Source organism: Arthrobacter sp. TS-15 (assembly GCF_006964045.1).
Lineage (GTDB): Bacteria > Actinomycetota > Actinomycetes > Actinomycetales > Micrococcaceae > Arthrobacter.
Map to the genome: position 1 here is coordinate 1 of NZ_SDXQ01000009.1, position 16,650 is coordinate 16,650.

Here is a 16,650-nt window from a genome sequence, read left to right on the forward strand (position 1 = left end):
TCGGGGACCAGTTCATAACCGCCCCTTTCGGCGAACGCTCTTGCACCTGCTGCGAGAGCGTTTCGCTTTAAGCCATTGGATGTGAGAGAGGGATGGTGCTCAAATGATCATGCTATGTGATTATTTGAGCAAATGTTGCTACGGTTGAAGCATGGGAACTGCTGACCGCCACCGGCTCATTGGCGAGCTGTTGCGCACCCGCGAGCAAGCAACAGTGGAAGAGCTCGTCCAAGCAACAGGAGCTTCCGGCGCCACCGTCCGCCGCGACCTGGAAATCCTCGCCGCCAACGGAGTCCTGAAGCGCGTCCACGGCGGTGCACGCAGCCTGTTGGCGCGCGGAGACAACCCAGGTTACGGGCAACGCGAATTGGAACACCACGAAGCCAAGGTCCGTATTGCAAAGGTGGTGGACCAGCTGATCAGGGACCGCGAATACGTGTGGCTGGACAGCGGATCCACGGCAACGGAAATCGCGCGACGCCTGGGTAACCGTGAAATCACGGTAATGCCCATGTCACTGCATGGCGTCGAGGCCCTCACTCACACCAAGGACGGCCGCGCGCCGGAGCTCATTCTTCCCGGCGGCCGTCTCATCCCGGGGGAACAGTCGTTCCGGGGACCCATGACCGAAGCCAACATTCGCTCACTGAGGTTCGACACCGCCGTCGTAACTCCCTGCGCACTTAACCTCAAGGACGGCCTGCTGGCCCACGATCTTGATGATGCCGCGGTGAAACGTGCCGGACTGGAATCCGCGGCGCGGGTCATCGCGGCATCCGCAGGCAGCAAGTGGAATGCCAGCGCAGTAGCTCTCGTGGCAGCCATGGAGGCTGTGGACGTCATCGTGACAGACCAAGAACCATCCCCCGACGATCTTGCCCGGCTCAACAAACTCTCCGTGGAAGTTGTGATTGCATGACCACCAACACCAGAAGCACCACCAACGTCAACGCCGCGGCCGTGGCGACGTTCCTGATCTTCGGCATGAACGGATTGGTCTTCGCCAGCTGGGCTGCGCGCATCCCTGCTGTGACGGAGGCGCTCAGCCTGACGTCCGGCCAGATGGGCACGCTATTGCTCTGCACCGCTGTGGGTTCTCTACTGGCGCTGCCATCGGCCGGATGGGTAGTGGGCAGGATCGGTACAGCCAACACGGTCCGGGTGGCCGGCATCGTGGCTGGCGCCGCAGGTGCAGCCATTGCCTTCTCACTGATGACCGCTTCCGTTCCGGGTACGGCGGTAGCCCTGTTCTTCTTCGGCATTGGCATCGGGCTATGGGACGTGGCTCAGAACATCGAAGGCGCTGACGTCGAGCACCGGCTCAAGCGCACCATCATGCCCCAATTCCACGCTGCCTTCAGTGGTGGGGCGTTCCTGGGCGCCCTGATCGGTGCCGGACTCTCCCAACTGGGTGTGGGCCTGCCGGAGCACTTGTTGGTTATCGCGGCGATCGCCATCGCCTTGGCGCTGACAGTTCCCAAGTACTTCCTGCCGCACGAGGTGGAAGAAATTCACGACGGCGGCGCGGTGGCTGAGAAGGGTCCCACAGCTTGGCGGGATGGCAGGACGCTGCTCATCGGTGTGGTGGTCCTCGGTGCCACGCTCACCGAAGGTGCGGGCAATGACTGGATCGCGAAGGCTGCGGTGGACGGCCTCGGAGCCTCGGAGTCCACCGGTGCGTTGCTCTTTGCGCTCTTTGTCCTGGCTATGACCGTCATGCGGTTCTTCGGCGGCAAGGCGATCGACAAGTTTGGACGAGTGAACGTCCTCCGGGCCAGCATGGCAGCAGCCGCCGCAGGGCTCGCACTGTTTGTCTTCGCAGGCAATGTGGTCCTGGCCGGCGTTGGTGCGGCACTGTGGGGCGTTGGAGCGGCCTTGGCCTTCCCTATGGGGATGTCGGCCGCAGCGGACGACCCCAAGCATGCAGCCGCCCGGGTATCCGTGGTTTCCACCATCGGCTACGTAGCCTTCCTGGCTGGTCCGCCACTGCTGGGCTACCTCGGCGACCACACCGGAATCCATATGGCTTTGCTTGCCATCGGTGCGCCTATTTTGCTTGCTCTGCTTCTTGCCGGCGTTGCGAAGCCTTTGCCGACCAAATAGTGCGCCCGTCTGCCAGCTCATTCTCCTTAATGCATGTGTCTCGGAAGTACCACCACATGAGCAGCACAGTGCCGGCGGCAAGGCACGCCCCGCCCAAGACATCACTGAGCCAGTGGGCCGAGAGGTAAGTGCGGCTCATCATCATGGCGATCACGCCAAGGGCGGCGATCACTGCCATCCACCAGCGTCCGATCAGCAACGTGGTCACCAGGAGGAACGCTGTGGTTGCAGATACATGCCCTGAGGGGTATGAACCTGTATCGGTGAGAACCTTGGCCCCCTCTGGCCGGTCCCTGCCCACCACGGCTTTCGCCAGCTGCGTCAGCGCCAGTACGGAAAGGCCGCTTGCAGCTGCGAAGATGGCTGCTTTGGGTCGGCGCCATATCAGGAGCGACGCAGCCAGCACCGCGTGGAAGAAAAGCATCCCGGCATACCCTGCCCAATTGAGGACTGCGTTCACCTGATCCCAGAACGGGGAGTGCAGGCTGAAGGCGTAGGATTGCCAGCCGGTGTCCGCCCGGTTGAAGGCCGGCTCGCCTGGCCCTGCCATGATCAACACCCCGGGAACTGCAAAGGCGCACAGCAGGAGTACTCCGGGGGTGACCAGCTGCCAGCCGGGGCGCGGACGTGGATGGAGTACACGAATCATCCATTCATGGTAGCCATGGCAGATGGGTGGCACCGGCAGGCGTTAGTGTGAAGGCATGCGAGGCTTCTTGGGCAAAGGCCCCAAACGGGTTGCGAGGTTTGACCATTTCCTGGTGCGGGCAGTGTCCCGGCAACCCCAGGGCGATCACGATGTCTTTTTCCGGAGACTCTCCGCTGCGGCCACCAAAGGGAAGTTGTGGTTCGGAATAGCCGGAGTCATGGCCGCCTTTCCCGGAAAACCGCGCAGGGCGGCCCTTCACGGGGTGCTCGCGCTAGGTGTCGCGTCAGCGGTCACCAACCTCATCTTCAAGCGGCTGCTCCCTCGGGCCCGCCCCCTCCCGACGCACCTGCCGCTGTTCCGCTTCGTGAACCCGCAACCCACCAGTTCCTCCATGCCCTCGGGTCATTCCGCGTCCGCCGTGGCATTTGCTGTGGGCGCTGGGATTGTCTCCCCCGGCCTGGGTCTGGCCTTTGCTCCGATTGCTGCGGGAGTGGCCTACTCACGCGTGCACACGGGCGCCCACTGGCCCTCCGATGTGGTGTTCGGTTCCGCACTGGGCGCCGGAGCAGCCGTCCTGACCCGTAAGTGGTGGCCTGCCAGACCTGCTGAACCGACACCTCGCCGAACGCCTGCGAAGGCGCCGGCAATATCTGATGGCGACGGGCTGGGTATAGCGGTCAATGCCCTGGGTGGGTCCTACACCCCTGAAACCGCGGAACTTTTGCGGGGCATATTCCCTAAGGCGCATATACGTGAAATTTCCGAGGGTGAAGACGTAGCGGCTGAAATCGAGGCGGTCGCAACCCGACCAGGCATCGTCGCCTTGGGCGTTTGGGGCGGCGACGGAACGGTGGGCACCGCGGCGGCTGCCGCCGTCGAACATTCACTGCCGCTCCTGGTCCTGCCAGGGGGAACCCTCAACCACTTCGCCCGCGACCTCGGTACCAGCTCCATAGACGATGCAATCGACGCCGTGACCCGAGGGCAGGCGGCTTCCGTCGATTTGGGCCATGTGGTGGTCCAGCGGGGCCTTCCCGAGGCGCCCGAGACCACCGAGTTGGCCATGCTGAATACTGCCAGCTTTGGCGTCTATCCGAATCTGGTGCGTCGCCGGGAGAGATTGCAGCCCGCTATGGGTAAGCCGTTGGCCGGCGTGGTGGCATCGCTACGCACCTTCGGAGTGAACTCCCCCACCACACTCCTGGTTGATGGGGTGAAGCACAAGCTCTGGATTCTCTACATGGGCAGGGGCAGGTTCTACCCCAGCGACCATGCACCACTACGCAGGCCGGTACTGGATGACGGTGTTTTCGATCTGCGCATGATCACTGCGGACGAGCCGTTTGCCCGTGCAAGGCTGCTCTGGGCAGTCGTGACGGGTACGGTTGCCGCCTCCAAGGTCACCCACCTGACCGAGGCCACTACCGTTACCGTGGAAGCGATTGGGCAGCCCTTGGTTCTGGCGGTTGACGGGGAGCCGAAGCCTGGCGTCCGCAAAGCCACCTTCACGGTGAAGCCGGGCGAGCTTACCGTCTACTCGCCGCTGCCGGAGGCCTAAGGCGCGGGGGCATCATCCGCGAGGACTACCCTGACTGAACCCTGAATCATCCCTGAGACAGGCGATTTGTGTTCCTTCCGTGAGTAGCGTTGTAGCTACATTCGAAACTCACTTGCACGCACATGTGCTCCGAGGAGGGAACGCTTCCATGATCGAAGCAAAAGGCCTGACCAAGGTCTACGGCGAGAAGACCGCCGTGGGCGGCGTCAGTTTCACTGTCCAGGCCGGACGGGTGACGGGCTTCCTGGGTCCGAACGGTGCCGGCAAGTCAACCACCATGCGCATGATCATGGGGCTGGACGCTCCTACATCGGGCTCTGTAACCGTCAACGGTGAGCCCTTCGCGCAACACAAGGCGCCGCTGCGGGAGATCGGTGCCCTGTTGGACGCCAAGGCTGTTCACACGAGCCGCACCGCATACAACCACCTGCTTGCTATGGCAGCAACGCACAGCATCCCCAAGAGCCGTGTCCGGGAAGTCATCGAGATGACCGGACTGGGAGACGTCGCCAAGAAGAAGGTCAAGGGATTCTCACTCGGAATGGGTCAGCGCCTTGGCATCGCCGCAGCGCTGCTGGGTGACCCGCAGACCATCATCCTCGATGAGCCGGTGAACGGTCTTGATCCTGAAGGCGTGGTGTGGGTTCGCAACCTCGTCAAGTACCTGGCTTCTGAAGGCCGCACGGTGTTCTTGTCCAGCCACCTCATGAGCGAAATGGCGCTGACTGCAGACCACCTGATCGTGATCGGCCGCGGCAGGATCATCGCCGACGCACCCATCGCCGAAATTATCACCGGCAAGGGCCATGCACGGACCCGCGTCCGCACGGACCAGCCTGAACGCCTCATGCAGCTCCTGGCCGGCACCGGCGTATCCGTGGAGGTCCACGAACGCGAACTGCTGGAAGTTTCAGGGCTTGATCCCCGCGGCATCGCCCGTACGGCTTTGGACAACCAAGTGATGGTCTACGAGCTGACACCGCTCCAGGCAAGCCTGGAAGAGGCTTACATGGAACTGACCAAGGATGAGGTCGAATACCACTCGCACATCACCACCGGGGCCTCGGTTCCCGCCCAGGCCGGAGGGAAATAGACATGAGCACCACCACTGTGGACCGCAAGTCCATCCGCAACTCCGTCGGTCCCGGACCGGCATTCCACCGCGTACTCAACTCCGAGTTCATTAAGTTCCGCACGCTGATGTCCACGCTGATCCTCCTGGCTTCCACTGCCTTGGTGATGGTGGGTTTCGCCGCCCTCTCAGCATGGGGAACAGGACAGTTTGCAGAGCAGGTGGCCAACGACCCTGAGGCCGCTGCCGCCATGGCAGCGCAGGGTGGGGACCTCGCGGTGAGCATACCCACCTCGGGAATCTCGTTTGCCCAGCTCATCCTCGGGTCCTTGGGCGTCCTGCTCATGAGCTCCGAGTTCACCACCGGAATGGCACGCTCCACCTTTGCCGCCGTTCCCAAAAGGCTTTCGCCCTTCCTGGCAAAGCTGATTGTGGTGATGGTCAGCTCCTTCCTCCTGACCGCCGTGTCCATCTACATCGCCGGGCTGGTGTCGCTCCCCATCGTGGATAACTACGACCTCAAGCTGGATCTGGGCAGCTCACAGTCGGTCAAGCTCCTGGTGGTCAACAGCATCTACGTGGCAGCTGTAGCGGCCATTGGCATGGCCCTTGGAACGATCGTGCGGAACTCTGCCGGCGGCATCATGAGCTTGGTTGGACTGCTGTTTGTGGCACCCATCGCTTTCCAGCTCATCCCCGGTGATTTCTTCAAGGAAGCCAACAAGTACCTGCCCACCAGCACCATTAGTCCGTTGACCGCCGTCGAGCATGTTCCTGAAACGCTGGAAGCCTGGCAGGCAGGCTTGGTCCTGGGAGCTTGGGTAATTGTCCCGGTTGCGCTTGCCATGATTTTGCTCAAGAAGCGGGACGTCTAGGACGGAGTGCCGTCTAGGCTCGATTCATGACTGAAGCTCCACAGATGAAGGACGTATCGGCCACCACGGCCGATGCGTCCTTCGCTGAAATTGCCCAGCGACGCAGGGGCCGTATCCGGCGCTACTTCTTCAAGCGTCCCCGCGCCATGGATGCCGTGGTGATCCTCTGCTACGTTCTCCTGGCGCTGCCCACCATCATTCCGTCGGCCGTCGACGGTAAATGGCTCGTGGTGGTAATTCTGCTGTTGATCGCCTCGGCGTTGTTCTTCAGGCGACGGTTCCCGCTGCAGGTGGTTCTGGCAGTCGCGCTTCTTGAAATAGCGGCCACCATCCTGAACCCATGGGGCTCGAACGTTTCCGCTGGCCTGTGGTTCGCACTGTACGCGGTGGCGGCGCTCCGGAGGCGTGCGCTGACCCTGGTGGTGTTCGCCGCGGCCAGCCTCCCGTTGAGCCTTTTGTACTTGTTCATGTGGACCAGCCCCAGCCAGATGGACAATTTGCAGGACGTCCCGGAGAACTTCCACCTCATCAACAACATCGCCACCGCCGTGACCATCATGCTCTCCAACCTCCTCGCCACGGGCATCGGCATCTCGGTACGCCAACGCAGGGAGCATGAGGCGGAGATCGCGGCCTGGGCTGCGCGGACAACGCAGCTGGGCAAGGTCACCGAACGGAACAGGATCGCCCGCGAAATGCACGACGTCGTTGCGCACTCGCTGACGGTAATGATCAGTCTCTCGGACGGTGCCGCCGTGGTGGTCAAGAAGGATCCGCAGCGGGCCGGCGACGTCCTCGGCGAACTGTCGCGCACGGGAAGGGCCGCCTTGGCAGATATGCGCCGGGTGCTCGGTGTCCTGCGCGACGATTCCGGGCGGCCAGCACCGCTGACACCCCTTGAATCCGGGCAGAACCTGGCGAAGCTCTTGGACGGTTTCCGAACTGCCGGACTGCCGCTGCACTATGCCCATACGGGACCTGGCCTCCCGGCTGACCCGGCTTTCGAACTGACGGTCTACAGGATTGTGCAGGAGTCGCTGACCAACGTTTTGAGGTACGGGCGCTCGCTCAGCCGGGTTGATGTCCAAGTGGCTCGCGACGGCGATTTGGTCACCATTGACGTGCTCGACGACGGCCGGGGAACCCGCGAAGGTGGCAGCGAGTCGGTGGGCAGCCTGGGGACAGGACAAGGCATTGCCGGAATGAATGAACGCGCCGGAATCTATGCTGGAATCGTTACTGCCGGTCCGGGAAAAAGGGGAGGCTGGGCGGTCCACGCCGAGCTCCGCTGGAACGGCGAAAAGGGGGAATCATGACCGAAGACATCATCAACGTGCTGCTGGTGGACGATCAGCCACTGCTGCGGATGGGCTTCCGGCTCATTCTTGAGGGCGAAGAGGACTTCCACGTTGTGGGCGAGGCGTCGGATGGGATTGAGGCCGTACGCCAGGTAGAGGCCCTGCAGCCGGACGTGGTCCTGATGGACGTGCGTATGCCAGGCATGGACGGCATCGAAGCAACACGACGGATCTCGGATTCAGGCTCCGATGCGCGGGTCATCATCCTGACCACTTTCGACCTTGATGAGTACGCTTTCAGCGGCTTGCAGGCCGGTGCTTCCGCGTTCCTACTTAAGGACGTTGCGCCATCTGAACTGGTTCACGCTGTGCGCCTGGTAGCCAGTGGCGATGCGGTGGTGGCGCCGCGAGTCACTCAACGCCTGCTGGAAACCTATGTTCGAGGCGGCGTGGTGCCCGGACATTCTCCGAGCCCGCACCGCGATCCCCTTTTGGACGAACTCACCCCGCGGGAAACCGAAATCCTCACCACTATCGCCGAGGGCCTTTCCAATGCTGAGATCGCCCATAAGTTCTTCCTCTCCGAGGCCACTGTAAAGACTCACGTGCGCCGGATCTTGAGCAAGCTCCAGTTGCGGGACAGGGTGCAGGTTGTGGTGTATGCCTATGAAACCGGACTCGTGGTGCCCAGCAACCCAGATTACTAGTCTTGTCTGTGGCTTCCTGACCTCCTTTCATGAGAAAAAGTCGAAATGACAACCTGTCTGGGTTGCTGTTGACGTACTTGTGCCTCAAAGGGGGTCAGGAAGCAACTCGACGATCGGGTGCACAGTCGCGGCACAGCTTTCCCATATACAACCCCTAGGCGCGGCGCGTTTCATGGATGCATGACTACTCCTCACCCCGACCACGACCGCGGCCTCGAGTTCGACCTCTCCACACTCCTGAGCCGGCGACACGGCCTGGGGATGCTCTTCGGCGCAGGCGCGGCAGCAGCCCTGGCGGCCTGCACGCCAAGTGCGGGCGGTGGCAGCGCATCGCCGTCGAGCACTGCCAGCGCTACTGCCGCCCCCACGGCAAGCACGACGGCGGCCGCGTCGCCTTCCGCATCGGCCACGAGCACGGTGACCCGTGCCTTCGCTGAATGTGGAGTGGAGATCCCGGAGGAGACGTTGGGGCCCTATCCGGGCGACGGTTCCAACGGCCCCAACGCGCTGGAGGCCTCCGGGGTGGTTCGTCGCGACATCAGGTCCAGTTTTGGCGGATCCACCACCAAAGCCGAAGGCGTACCCTTGACAGTTACACTGACGCTTTTGGACAATTCCAACGGTTGCGCCCCCTTGGCCGGAGCCGCCGTCTACGCCTGGCATTGCGATCAGGATGGCAAATACTCGCTCTACGACTCAGGCCTTGAGAACGAGAACTACCTCCGCGGCGTTCAGGAAGCCGACGCCAATGGGCAACTTACTTTCAGCACCATCTACCCGGGTGCGTACAGCGGTCGCTGGCCTCATATTCACTTTGAGGTATTTGAATCCATGAGCAACGCGACGGCGGCCGGGCAGGTCCTCGCGGTCTCCCAAATCGCGCTTACCGAGTCTGCCTGCAAGGAGGTTTATGCGACCTCCGGCTATGAAGCCAGTGCCCGGAACTTCCCGAATACCACTTTGACCTCGGACAACGTCTTTGGGGACGATGGAGGAATATACCAACTGGCGACTATGTCCGGCTCGGTCTCCGGCGGATACACAGCCGCGCTGAACGTCACTGTATAGCCCGGTAAGCACGAGGAGCGGGGGCTAGACTCGGTGGCATGCCTTCGAATGCCTCCGCCGCAATTGACCACATCAAGGACCTCGGTGCGTACGTGTCGGCGTCCCCGTCCAGTTTCCACGCGGTGCACGAAGCCGCACGTCGGCTGGATGCTGCCGGCTTCACCGGATTGGATGAACTGCAGCCGTGGAATGGTGGAGCAGGTAAGTTCTACGTAATCCGCGACGGTGCCCTCATCGCTTGGGTCACACCCGAAAGCGCCGGACCAACCACTGGTTTCAATATCCTTGGTGCACACACGGATTCGCCGTCGTTCAAGCTGAAGCCGAAGCCCACCACCGGCAAATTCGGATGGCTGCAGGCTGGCGTCGAGGTCTACGGTGGACCGTTGCTCAATTCCTGGCTGGACCGGGAATTGCAGTTGGCCGGCCGATTGGTACTGCGTGACGGTACTGAGCACCTGACGGCGACAGGTCCGCTTCTTCGCTTCCCGCAGCTTGCCATTCACTTGGATCGCGGCGTCAATGACAACGGGCTCCACCTTTCCAAGCAGCAGCACATGAACCCCATCTTCGGTCAGGGCGATGCTGCCAGCGAGGACCTTCTGGGATTGCTCGCCGATCGTGTGGAAGGCGCCACTGTTGATGCCGCGGACATCGGCGGTTACGACGTCGTTGTGGCGGACACGCAGGCACCTGCGGTTTTCGGGGCCAAGGGTGAGTTCTTCGCCTCCGGCCGGCTGGATAACCTTTCCTCCACGCACGCGGGGCTTCTGGCGCTGATAGCCCACGCCTCCGCAGCGCCTGCGTCAGGCCCGATCGCCGTCCTCGCAGCGTTCGATCATGAGGAGATCGGTTCCAATTCCCGATCCGGCGCCTGCGGACCCATCCTTGAGGACATCCTGGTGCGCATCTCCGACGGCCTTGGCGCTTCGGTGAGTGAAAGGCGGCAGGCCATAGCGGCGTCGTTCTGTGTTTCTGCGGACGCCGGCCACGCAGTCCACCCGAACTACGCGGAAAAGCACGATCCCGCCAACAGGCCGGTGCTCAATGGTGGTCCACTACTGAAAATCAATGCCAACCAGCGCTACGCCACGGACGCTGCGGGAGCTGCTTTTTGGGCCAGGCTTTGCGCCGAGTCCGGCGTTCCTTATCAGGAGTACGTCTCCAACAACGATCTCCCGTGCGGTTCCACCATTGGGCCTCTCACTGCTACCCGCCTCGGGATCCGGACGGTGGACGTGGGTATCCCGCTGCTGTCCATGCACTCCGCGCGGGAACTGTGCGGAGTGGAGGATCCCAGGAGCCTGGCCACTGTGGTGGAACTCTTTTTCGCCACTTCGGTCTAGGCTGAAGCGTCAAGCACTCATTTCAGGGGTATTACAAAAGTTTCCTATAGGAAACTTTGGATGCTTTGAGGTTTACATTTTGTGCACGGTTCCTGTTTGGGCGTCTTCAAAATGTTTGGTTGCACAGTATTCAGCGCGGTGTAGCAGGTTAGCGTGATGTAGTCATGTGGCCCGTGGCACACCACTGTGGCCAACCCCAAACCCAAAGGACGGCGCAGAACCATGCACGCTGACCAACAGCTTTCCAAGTCCCTGAAGCCCCGACACCTCTCCATGATCGCTATTGCCGGCGTCATCGGAGCCGGACTGTTCGTTGGTTCCGGAGCCGCTATCCAGCAGGCCGGTCCGGGTATTCTTGTTGCCTACCTTGCTGCCGGACTGGTGGTCATCCTCGTCATGCGCATGCTGGGTGAGATGGCTGCGGCCAACCCTGAGACGGGCTCGTTCTCCACCTATGCGGACAAAGCACTCGGCCGTTGGGCCGGCTTCAGCATCGGCTGGCTGTACGCCTGGTTCTGGATCATCGTCCTTGGCATTGAAGCCACGGCCGGTGCGGCCATCATGCATCGCTGGGTTCCCGGAGTGGATCAGTGGATCTGGGCACTCATTCTGATGGTGCTCCTCACGCTGACGAACCTGGGATCCGTGAAGTCCTACGGCGAGTTCGAATTCTGGTTCGCGTCCATCAAGGTTGCGGCAATTGTCATCTTCCTGCTCGCTGGCATCGTTGCAATCCTCGGTCTCATGCCGGGTGTTTCCGCCCCCGGCGTCGCCAACCTCCTGGATCAGGGTGGCTTCATGCCAAACGGTCCGGGCGCAGTCCTGGCCGGCATCCTCGTAGTGGTCTTCTCGTTCTTCGGCGCCGAAATCGCCACCATCGCCGCCGGCGAGTCCGAAAACCCGGTGGATGCCGTCAAGAAGGCAGTGAAGTCCACCGTGTGGCGCATCCTGATCTTCTACATCGGCTCCATTGCCATTGTGGTGACCTTGCTGCCGTGGAACGATGCTTCCGTGGCCAAGAGCCCATACGTAGCCGTCATTGAGCTTTACGGAATTCCGGGTGCAGGCACCATCATGGACATCGTTGTCCTCACCTCGGTGCTTTCCTGCCTGAACTCTGGCCTGTACACGGCCAGCCGTATGCTCTTCTCCCTCTCGCAGCGTGGCGATGCTCCCCGGTCTTGGATGAAGATCTCCAAGCGTGGCGTTCCGGCTGCGGCAGTGCTCGCTTCCACCGTGGTGGGATTCCTCACCGTTGGTGCCAACTACATCGCGCCGGACTCCGTGTTCCTGTTCCTGGTGAATACCTCTGGTGCAATTGCGCTCTTCGTATGGTTGGTGATCGCAACTTCGCAGCTCATCCTGCGCAAACGAATGGGTGCAGCCGCCAAGGATCTCGACCTCAAGATGTGGTTCTTCCCGTACCTTACGTGGATCGCCATTGCGGCCATCGTGGCGCTGATCATCGGTATGGTCATCATCGAATCCACCCGCGAATCGTTGTTCCTTTCGCTGGCGCTGGCCGCGATCGTGGTGGGCATCGGTGTGCTTCGCTACCGCCGGAAGGGTGCCACACCTTCCAACCCGGTGCCCGCCGGGGAAGCTGAGGACGCCAAGATCGGTTCCTGACCGGGTTGGTTTTTTCATAGCGGGACAGCCGCCGTCAATACCCGACGGCGGCTGTCCTGTTTCGTTTTAAGGGCACCGGTGCGCGGCTACTGGGCCAAGCCGATGACCAGGTTGATGGTGACGGCCAGAATGACAGTGCCGAACATGTAGGACAGCAGGCTATGTTTGAGTGCCTCGGCGCGGATCGCGTGATTGCCGAGATTAGTGTCCGACACCTGATACGTCATGCCCAGGCTGGTGGCCAGGTAGGCAAAGTCCGTGTACTGCGGAGGGCGCTCTTGGTTGAAGCTGATGCCGCCCACTTCACCTCCGGACCGTCCATCCTGGCTGTAATACAACTCGGCGTAGCGCAGCGTGAAGAGGGTTTGGACCAGCATCCAGGACAATCCCACGCATGCCAAGGCGAGTGCCGCAGAGGAAAGACGCGTGCCGGTTCCTTGCGTATGCGAATCGACGATGACAGCGGCGACGGCTGCAAGGCTGGCCAGGTTGGCAATCAGAATCAGCACGTCCGTGAGGCCGCGAGATGGGTCCTCGGAGGTCGCGTGCTGCTCGGTCTCTTCCGGATCCAGCCGTGCAATCACCAACCACACCCACGCCACATAGACCAGGGCGGCCACGGCCCAGCCAATTGCCGGAGCTTCCACCCAGTTGTCCAGGGCGCCGGCAACGGCAAAGGCCGAGGCGCCGGCCAGAACCATGACGACAAAGCGCAGCCGGCTCCGCTTCACCCTGACGTTGTGCATGTGCTCACCCTAACCAGCGGGAGAGCTCAAAAGTCCGTTTGCCGTGACGGGTCGCTGGCATCTTGCTCATTGCGCTTTTTGTCGGCCTGCAGGATGCCGTCCCTTACGCCGGAGCGGATCACGAAGTACAAGAAGTAGAGGGCGATCGCGGAGAAGACGACCGTCAGAACCAGGGCGTTCAGTGGTGTGGCATCCATGGCCCCAACCCTAGTGGCAGGCTGTCACGGCAGGCCAAGCCGGTAGGAATCCACGAATTTCCGTTCTTCGTGCTAATGTCTTTGACGCTGTCAAGGAGAAAAACGAAACACTGTTTCTCCTGATCACCTTGCGCGGGTGGCGGAATGGCAGACGCGCTAGCTTGAGGTGCTAGTCCTCGAAAGGGGGTGGGGGTTCAAGTCCCCCTCCGCGCACAAAGAAACCCCCGGAAGGTGATCTTCCGGGGGTTTTGTCGTTTCTGGGCGCTAGGCCCGCCTCGGACGCCCGGCCTAGGACGTCCGGCGTTAGCCGCCCGGCCGGGGTGCGAACATGATGACGCCTACACCCACCATGCAGATGGCGGCGCCGATCACGTCCCAGCGATCCGGCCGGAAGCCGTCCATCAGCATTCCCCACGCAAGGGAACCGGCAATGAACACGCCGCCATAGGCCGCCAGGACCCGGCCGAAGTGAGCCTCGGGTTGGAAGGCCGCAAAGAAGCCATAGATTCCCAGCGCCACGACCCCGAGCCCTGCCCACCACCACGCTTTGCCTTCGCGCACGGACTGCCAGATGAGCCAAGCTCCGCCGATCTCTGCGACGGCTGCCAGAACGAAGAGAATGGTGGACTTCAGAATGGTCATAGCCCCAGTATTCCTTGCTGCCCCGCCGGGTTATCCACATACGCAACTTGGCCGGTTTCGGCCGGAGATTCCGCCGAATAGCTTTGAGTGCAGGAGATGCACTAAGATATTGAAGTCTGTGTTACGCCCTCTTGCCGTGTTTTAGGTCGGGGAGCGCCAATGCAGCATCGCAAATGAACCTCCTGTTACGGAAATACCGTAACCGCTTAGCCCAAAGGAGGTGGGTTCACATATGCGTCCTTACGAATTGATGGTAATCATCGACCCCGAGGTCGAAGAGCGTACCGTAGAGTCGTCGCTTCAGAAGTTCCTCAATGTCATCACCACCGATGGTGGAACCATCGAAAAGGTTGACATCTGGGGCCGTCGCCGTCTGGCGTACGACATCAAGAAGAAGTCCGAAGGTATCTACGCCGTGGTGAACTTCACCGCAGCGCCGGCTACCGCCAAGGAACTTGATCGCCAGCTGTCTCTCAACGAGACGATCATGCGCACCAAGATCATCCGCCCTGAAGACCAGAAGGTCGTTGCTGAGTAATCAGCCCCTTCCAATCTTTAACCCGCAGGAACGAACAAGGAGGCAGTAGATGGCAGGCGAAACCACTATTACGGTCATCGGTAATCTCACCAATGACCCCGAGCTGCGGTTCACCCCGTCTGGCTCAGCAGTAGCGAACTTCACCATCGCTTCTACTCCCCGGACCTTTGACCGCCAGTCCAATGAGTGGAAGGACGGGGAAACCCTGTTCCTCCGCGCATCGGTATGGCGCGAAGCAGCCGAGAACGTGGCCGAGTCCCTTACCAAGGGCATGCGCGTCATCGTTTCCGGCCGTTTGAAGAGCCGTTCTTACGAGACAAAAGAAGGCGAGAAGCGCACCGTAATCGAGCTTGAGGTCGATGAAATCGGCCCGAGCCTGCGTTACGCAAACGCCAAGGTCAACCGTACCCAGCGCTCCGGCGGTGGCCAGGGTGGCTTCGGTGGCGGTAACGCCGGTAATTCCGGTGGCTTCGGAGGAGGCGCTCCTGGTGGAAACCAGGGCGGCGGCAACTCCGGTGGAACCTGGGGCGGCAACCAGCCCGCACAACAGCAGGATGATCCTTGGGCGACGCCCGGTGTCAGCAATGCTGGCGGCTGGGGCAATGGCCCGGATTCCGAACCTCCCTTCTAAACACCAAATAAACGTCCGACGCCGGACACTCACCGTAAGTGCCGGAAGGCAACATGGTGACAACCGCCGTCGAACACCACCATCCCGTGGATCAATATCCACGGGCTCCATAGAAAAGGAGCTCCACGATGGCTAAGGCTGAACTCCGTAAGCCCAAACCAAAGTCCAACCCCTTGAAGGCCGCTGACATCACTGTCATCGACTACAAGGACGTAGCACTGCTGCGCAAGTTCATCTCCGATCGCGGAAAGATCCGCGCTCGTCGCGTCACTGGCGTTACCGTTCAGGAACAGCGCAAGATCGCCCAGGCAATCAAGAACGCCCGCGAAGTTGCTCTGCTGCCTTACTCCGGCGCTGGCCGCGGCTAAGGGAAGGGATTAACTAACATGGCAAAGCTCATTCTGACCCACGAAGTAACCGGTCTCGGTGCTGCTGGCGACGTTGTGGAGGTCAAGGACGGTTACGCACGTAACTTCCTGCTCCCCCGCGGCTTCGCTCTGACCTGGACCAAGGGTGGCGAGAAGCAGGTTGAGACCATCAAGGCTGCCCGCGCCGCTCGTGCGCACGCTTCTGTCGAAGCTGCACAGGCACAGGCTCAGGCTCTGTCCTCCAAGAAGGTCAAGCTCGAGGTGAAGGCCGGCGAGTCCGGTCGTCTCTTCGGCACCGTCAAGCCTGCTGATGTCGCTGCTGCTGTTGAGGCCGCTGGCCTCGGCGCCATCGACAAGCGCAACGTTGAACTGCCGAACCACATCAAGTCTGTCGGTTCGTACACGGCCAACGTTCGCCTGCACGAGGATGTTTCTGCTGTCATCGACCTCGAGGTCGTTGCTAGCAAGTAGTCTCTGACTGCAAGGAAGGCCCCCGCTACCGGATTCCGGTGGTGGGGGCCTTTTGCTTCCCCCAACTGGCGGGGGATTACGGTGTGTGGAGCTCCTCCATGACGTGCTTGTAGCCGGTTCGGATCATCTGAGCCAGAACGTCCCGGTCCACGTCATCGAGCTTGTTGACGTAGAGGCAGGCGGCCCCGGTCTTGTGCTTGCCGAGTTCGGGTAGCAAACGGTCTGCATCGGGACCGTAAGTGAGTCCGTACAGCGCCAGGTTGGTCTTGCGCGGAGAGAACCCGACGGCGGCTGAGTCACCCTCGCGGCCGCTCTCGTACTTGTAGTGATAGCTACCGAAGCCGACGATTGACGGGCCCCACATGACGGCTTCCTGGCCGGTGATGTCGCGCATCATTTCCAGCAATTCAAAGCCGTCCTCGCGCCGCTTGGGGTGTTCCACCGCGGCCAGGAATTTTTCCACGGAGACGTCCGTGGGTTGAGTCTTGTTCTCTGCCATAGGGGTAGTGTGACAGATGCGCCACGGGTGCGTCAGCACATCGGGTCAGCACCCCGGTGATAGCCTTCAGCGGTGACTTCAGAAGCCCTGCGTATTCGCCCGTTCCACCAAGTAGACGTCTTCTCTGAGGTCCCGTACCTTGGCAATCCGCTCGCGGTGGTGGTGGATGCCCTAGGCCTCAGCACGGAAGTGATGCAACACTTCGCCAACTGGACCAACCTCTCCGAGACGACGTTCCTGTTCCCTCCCACCC

General features: G+C 61.4%; 20 protein-coding genes and 1 tRNA gene. 16 read left to right on the forward strand and 5 right to left on the reverse strand.

Going from position 1 to position 16,650, the window contains the following annotated elements:
• Positions 1 to 151: 151 nt before the first annotated feature.
• Entirely contained in the window at positions 152 to 919 is a 768-nt protein-coding gene (locus tag EU811_RS04600; RefSeq protein ID WP_142937327.1) for a DeoR/GlpR family DNA-binding transcription regulator, read from the forward strand.
• A complete protein-coding gene (locus tag EU811_RS04605) occupies positions 916 to 2,103 on the forward strand; it encodes an MFS transporter (RefSeq protein ID WP_142937328.1) in 1,188 nt (395 codons plus the stop codon). The genes EU811_RS04600 and EU811_RS04605 overlap by 4 nt, the downstream gene beginning before the upstream one ends.
• Here the strand turns inward: EU811_RS04605 and EU811_RS04610 are convergent.
• Entirely contained in the window at positions 2,048 to 2,752 is a 705-nt protein-coding gene (locus EU811_RS04610; protein WP_142937329.1) for a phosphatase PAP2 family protein, read from the reverse strand. The two genes, EU811_RS04605 and EU811_RS04610, sit on opposite strands and share 56 nt — an antisense overlap.
• 55 nt (positions 2,753 to 2,807) lie before the next feature.
• Between EU811_RS04610 and EU811_RS04615 the strand changes: the two genes are divergently transcribed.
• The 8 genes from EU811_RS04615 (at position 2,808) to EU811_RS04650 (ending at position 12,305) form a co-directional block, all read left to right on the forward strand.
• On the forward strand, positions 2,808 to 4,310 hold the full coding sequence (locus EU811_RS04615; protein ID WP_142937330.1) for a bifunctional phosphatase PAP2/diacylglycerol kinase family protein: 1,503 nt from the start codon (positions 2,808 to 2,810) through the stop codon (positions 4,308 to 4,310).
• 148 nt (positions 4,311 to 4,458) lie between these two features.
• Complete coding sequence (locus EU811_RS04620; protein WP_142937331.1) at positions 4,459 to 5,403, forward strand: ABC transporter ATP-binding protein; 945 nt, start codon at positions 4,459 to 4,461, stop codon at positions 5,401 to 5,403.
• Between the two features lie 2 nt (positions 5,404 to 5,405).
• Positions 5,406 to 6,257, forward strand: a complete 852-nt coding sequence (locus EU811_RS04625) for an ABC transporter permease (protein ID WP_142937332.1) — start codon at positions 5,406 to 5,408, stop codon at positions 6,255 to 6,257.
• 26 nt (positions 6,258 to 6,283) lie between these two features.
• Positions 6,284 to 7,573, forward strand: a complete 1,290-nt coding sequence (locus EU811_RS04630; RefSeq protein WP_142937333.1) for a histidine kinase — start codon at positions 6,284 to 6,286, stop codon at positions 7,571 to 7,573.
• Entirely contained in the window at positions 7,570 to 8,262 is a 693-nt protein-coding gene (locus EU811_RS04635) for a response regulator (RefSeq protein WP_142937334.1), read from the forward strand. The genes EU811_RS04630 and EU811_RS04635 overlap by 4 nt, the downstream gene beginning before the upstream one ends.
• A 180-nt stretch (positions 8,263 to 8,442) precedes the next feature.
• Positions 8,443 to 9,330, forward strand: a complete 888-nt coding sequence (locus EU811_RS04640; protein WP_142937335.1) for an intradiol ring-cleavage dioxygenase — start codon at positions 8,443 to 8,445, stop codon at positions 9,328 to 9,330.
• 38 nt (positions 9,331 to 9,368) lie between these two features.
• Positions 9,369 to 10,676 carry a M18 family aminopeptidase gene (locus EU811_RS04645; protein ID WP_142937336.1) on the forward strand — a complete coding sequence of 436 codons (1,308 nt, stop codon included), beginning with the start codon at positions 9,369 to 9,371 and terminating at the stop codon, positions 10,674 to 10,676.
• A gap of 222 nt (positions 10,677 to 10,898) precedes the next feature.
• Positions 10,899 to 12,305, forward strand: a complete 1,407-nt coding sequence (locus EU811_RS04650; RefSeq protein ID WP_142937337.1) for an amino acid permease — start codon at positions 10,899 to 10,901, stop codon at positions 12,303 to 12,305.
• Between the two features lie 86 nt (positions 12,306 to 12,391).
• Here the strand turns inward: EU811_RS04650 and EU811_RS04655 are convergent, their stop codons facing one another.
• Together EU811_RS04655 and EU811_RS23760 are read right to left on the reverse strand one after the other, a co-directional pair.
• Entirely contained in the window at positions 12,392 to 13,051 is a 660-nt protein-coding gene (locus EU811_RS04655) for a DUF1345 domain-containing protein (protein WP_238703291.1), read from the reverse strand.
• A gap of 26 nt (positions 13,052 to 13,077) precedes the next feature.
• Complete coding sequence (locus EU811_RS23760; protein WP_165450151.1) at positions 13,078 to 13,248, reverse strand: hypothetical protein; 171 nt, start codon at positions 13,246 to 13,248, stop codon at positions 13,078 to 13,080.
• Between the two features lie 130 nt (positions 13,249 to 13,378).
• Here EU811_RS23760 and EU811_RS04660 point away from each other — a divergent pair.
• Positions 13,379 to 13,461, forward strand: a tRNA-Leu gene (locus tag EU811_RS04660).
• 90 nt (positions 13,462 to 13,551) lie between these two features.
• Here the strand turns inward: EU811_RS04660 and EU811_RS04665 are convergent.
• Positions 13,552 to 13,890: a YnfA family protein gene (locus EU811_RS04665; protein WP_142937338.1), complete on the reverse strand. Its 339-nt coding sequence runs from the start codon at positions 13,888 to 13,890 to the stop codon at positions 13,552 to 13,554.
• A 232-nt stretch (positions 13,891 to 14,122) separates the two neighbouring features.
• Here EU811_RS04665 and rpsF point away from each other — a divergent pair, with 232 nt between their 5' ends.
• The 4 genes from rpsF to rplI all read left to right on the forward strand — a co-directional run bounded on the left by rpsF (position 14,123) and on the right by rplI (position 15,898).
• Positions 14,123 to 14,428, forward strand: a complete 306-nt coding sequence (gene rpsF, locus EU811_RS04670) for a 30S ribosomal protein S6 (protein WP_011776755.1) — start codon at positions 14,123 to 14,125, stop codon at positions 14,426 to 14,428.
• Between the two features lie 49 nt (positions 14,429 to 14,477).
• On the forward strand, positions 14,478 to 15,059 hold the full coding sequence (locus EU811_RS04675) for a single-stranded DNA-binding protein (RefSeq protein WP_011776754.1): 582 nt from the start codon (positions 14,478 to 14,480) through the stop codon (positions 15,057 to 15,059).
• 128 nt (positions 15,060 to 15,187) lie between these two features.
• The gene (gene rpsR / locus EU811_RS04680; protein WP_003800144.1) at positions 15,188 to 15,427 is read left to right on the forward strand and encodes a 30S ribosomal protein S18; all 240 of its coding nucleotides are present in this window, start codon (positions 15,188 to 15,190) and stop codon (positions 15,425 to 15,427) included.
• An 18-nt stretch (positions 15,428 to 15,445) separates the two neighbouring features.
• Positions 15,446 to 15,898, forward strand: coding sequence for a 50S ribosomal protein L9 (rplI, locus tag EU811_RS04685; protein WP_142937339.1), 453 nt, complete (start codon positions 15,446 to 15,448; stop codon positions 15,896 to 15,898).
• 76 nt (positions 15,899 to 15,974) lie between these two features.
• Here rplI and EU811_RS04690 read toward each other — a convergent pair whose 3' ends face one another.
• Positions 15,975 to 16,397, reverse strand: a complete 423-nt coding sequence (locus EU811_RS04690; RefSeq protein WP_142937340.1) for a DUF1801 domain-containing protein — start codon at positions 16,395 to 16,397, stop codon at positions 15,975 to 15,977.
• Between the two features lie 72 nt (positions 16,398 to 16,469).
• Between EU811_RS04690 and EU811_RS04695 the strand changes: the two genes are divergently transcribed.
• The coding region (locus EU811_RS04695; protein WP_202979305.1) for a PhzF family phenazine biosynthesis protein at positions 16,470 to 16,650 on the forward strand (181 nt) is incomplete at its 3' end.

Bases quoted from the DNA above. Each gene is read 5' to 3' on its own strand.
- EU811_RS04665 (WP_142937338.1), bottom strand. From the start codon at position 13,890: ATGACCATTCTGAAGTCCACCATTCTCTTCGTTCTGGCAGCCGTCGCA.
- EU811_RS04640 (WP_142937335.1), top strand. From the start codon at position 8,443: ATGACTACTCCTCACCCCGACCACGACCGCGGCCTCGAGTTCGACCTC.
- EU811_RS04610 (WP_142937329.1), bottom strand. From the start codon at position 2,752: ATGATTCGTGTACTCCATCCACGTCCGCGCCCCGGCTGGCAGCTGGTC.
- EU811_RS04690 (WP_142937340.1), bottom strand. From the start codon at position 16,397: ATGGCAGAGAACAAGACTCAACCCACGGACGTCTCCGTGGAAAAATTC.
- EU811_RS04635 (WP_142937334.1), top strand. From the start codon at position 7,570: ATGACCGAAGACATCATCAACGTGCTGCTGGTGGACGATCAGCCACTG.
- EU811_RS04655 (WP_238703291.1), bottom strand. From the start codon at position 13,051: ATGCACAACGTCAGGGTGAAGCGGAGCCGGCTGCGCTTTGTCGTCATG.
- EU811_RS04675 (WP_011776754.1), top strand. From the start codon at position 14,478: ATGGCAGGCGAAACCACTATTACGGTCATCGGTAATCTCACCAATGAC.
- EU811_RS04630 (WP_142937333.1), top strand. From the start codon at position 6,284: ATGACTGAAGCTCCACAGATGAAGGACGTATCGGCCACCACGGCCGAT.
- rpsF (WP_011776755.1), top strand. From the start codon at position 14,123: ATGCGTCCTTACGAATTGATGGTAATCATCGACCCCGAGGTCGAAGAG.
- EU811_RS04600 (WP_142937327.1), top strand. From the start codon at position 152: ATGGGAACTGCTGACCGCCACCGGCTCATTGGCGAGCTGTTGCGCACC.
- EU811_RS04620 (WP_142937331.1), top strand. From the start codon at position 4,459: ATGATCGAAGCAAAAGGCCTGACCAAGGTCTACGGCGAGAAGACCGCC.
- rplI (WP_142937339.1), top strand. From the start codon at position 15,446: ATGGCAAAGCTCATTCTGACCCACGAAGTAACCGGTCTCGGTGCTGCT.
- rpsR (WP_003800144.1), top strand. From the start codon at position 15,188: ATGGCTAAGGCTGAACTCCGTAAGCCCAAACCAAAGTCCAACCCCTTG.
- EU811_RS04615 (WP_142937330.1), top strand. From the start codon at position 2,808: ATGCGAGGCTTCTTGGGCAAAGGCCCCAAACGGGTTGCGAGGTTTGAC.
- EU811_RS04650 (WP_142937337.1), top strand. From the start codon at position 10,899: ATGCACGCTGACCAACAGCTTTCCAAGTCCCTGAAGCCCCGACACCTC.
- EU811_RS04645 (WP_142937336.1), top strand. From the start codon at position 9,369: ATGCCTTCGAATGCCTCCGCCGCAATTGACCACATCAAGGACCTCGGT.
- EU811_RS23760 (WP_165450151.1), bottom strand. From the start codon at position 13,248: ATGGATGCCACACCACTGAACGCCCTGGTTCTGACGGTCGTCTTCTCC.
- EU811_RS04605 (WP_142937328.1), top strand. From the start codon at position 916: ATGACCACCAACACCAGAAGCACCACCAACGTCAACGCCGCGGCCGTG.
- EU811_RS04625 (WP_142937332.1), top strand. From the start codon at position 5,406: ATGAGCACCACCACTGTGGACCGCAAGTCCATCCGCAACTCCGTCGGT.